We start from the raw sequence: 1,597 nt of genomic DNA on the forward strand, positions 1-1,597 counted from the left end.
CGTTTCAACCACGCAATCAGCAACTTGGACAACATTAACGAGAACGTGAATGCGTCGAAGAGCCGTATCAAAGATACAGATTTCGCGAAAGAAACGACGGCAATGACCAAATCACAAATTCTATCGCAAGCGTCAAGCTCAATTCTAGCGCAAGCGAAACAAGCGCCAAACTCAGCGCTAAGTCTGCTAGGTTAATCAATTTAACAAAGCAAGAAACCAAAGCCAGGCTCATCCCTGGCTTTTTGCTTATTGGCTATAACGATTCAGATGTGTCCTGACAGTATGTTCGATAAGGCATTCATATCGATTAGATGCTCTCTTTAAATTCCAATGTTTCTGCGATGGTGGCGCAGAGACACCTGAGTCAAGCAGCTGCGCAAAATGTTGATTCACAACGCAACCTAACTTCGGGATTTCGAATCAACTCGGCGAGCGATGATGCGGCAGGTTTACAGATATCGAATACTCTCCATGTACAAGCGAGAGGGCTTGATGTCGCCTTAAGAAATGCACACGACGCTTTTTCTGTTTCTCAAACAGCGGAGGGAGCATTGCACGAAAGCAGTGACATATTGCAACGCTTACGCTCTCTGGGGCTTCAAGCAGCAAACGGCAGTTATGACTCAAGTGATCGGCAAAGTATTCAATATGAGGTCGTAGCGCTGCAAGATGAGCTTGATCGTGTCGCGATCACGACAACATTTGCGGATAAAAACCTGTTTGATGGATCTTACGGTTCACAAAGTTTCCATATTGGCGCGAACGCTAATTCAATCTCTTTGACGTTACGTAACATGCGTAGCCATATCCCAGAGATGGGAGGGCAGCATTATGTTGGTGATGCGGTCGATAAAGATTGGCGAGTCACTAAAGATAACCAAACCCTAAAAGTCGAATACCAAGACAGTAAAGGGCAAACCCAAACGGAATCCATTGGACTCAAATTGGGTGACCGTATAGAACAGGTCGCCACTTACATCAATGCTCAACAATCGATAGTGAATGCTTCAGTAACGGAAAACAACGAACTGCAATTCTTCGCTTCTACGATGAAGGCGCCAGAGGGTGTGGTTCTCGATGGGAGTTTAGCGGATGAGCTTGATGTGAGCGCTGGTCAATTAGTCACAATGGATGACATCGATATGTCGACGGCAGGTAAGGCGCAGCTTTCAGTTGGGGTGATTGATGCAGCAATTAAGTACGTTGATTCGCACCGAAGTGAAATTGGCAGCTTTCAGAACCGTGTAAATGGTTCGGTGGATAACTTAAATACTGTGAATCGGAGTGTTACAGAATCCAAGAGTCGAATAAGAGATACAGACTTCGCAAGAGAATCTACGGAAATGGTGCGTTCTCAAGTGCTCCAAGATGCGACAACTGCGTTATTGGCTCAGGCAAAGCAAAGGCCGAGTTCGGCACTTGGATTACTTAGCTGAGCGGGTTTCAGCGATGCCCATCGCTCAGAAAAAAGTCAGATAATAAAAAACGCTGCCATTGGCAGCGTTTTTTTCGTGTTCGATTAAGTAAAAATTACTTAGTTACACGTAGAACTGGAGTTTCACCAACAGTTACAGAACCAGAAAGCTTGTTTAGCTCT

The 1,597-nt window shown here is 45.2% G+C and carries 2 protein-coding genes and 1 pseudogene; 2 read left to right on the forward strand and 1 reads right to left on the reverse strand.

Going from position 1 to position 1,597, the window contains the following annotated elements:
* The coding region (locus R8O70_RS24995) for a flagellin (protein ID WP_031855108.1) at window positions 1–195 on the forward strand (195 nt) is incomplete at its 5' end.
* Between the two features lie 116 nt (window positions 196–311).
* Window positions 312–1,436: a flagellin gene (locus tag R8O70_RS25000; RefSeq protein WP_017634830.1), complete on the forward strand. Its 1,125-nt coding sequence runs from the start codon at window positions 312–314 to the stop codon at window positions 1,434–1,436.
* Window positions 1,437–1,530: 94 nt separating this feature from the next.
* Here R8O70_RS25000 and R8O70_RS25005 read toward each other — a convergent pair.
* Window positions 1,531–1,597: pseudogene (locus R8O70_RS25005) on the reverse strand (PTS glucose transporter subunit IIA); the annotation flags it as partial.

Origin of the sequence: Vibrio sp. 779(2023), assembly GCF_033344285.1 — a bacterium.
Classification (GTDB): Bacteria; Pseudomonadota; Gammaproteobacteria; order Enterobacterales; family Vibrionaceae; genus Vibrio; species Vibrio alginolyticus.

Excerpts from the sequence above, each read along its gene's own strand:
- R8O70_RS25000 (WP_017634830.1), top strand. The coding sequence starts at position 312 with ATGCTCTCTTTAAATTCCAATGTTTCTGCGATGGTGGCGCAGAGACAC.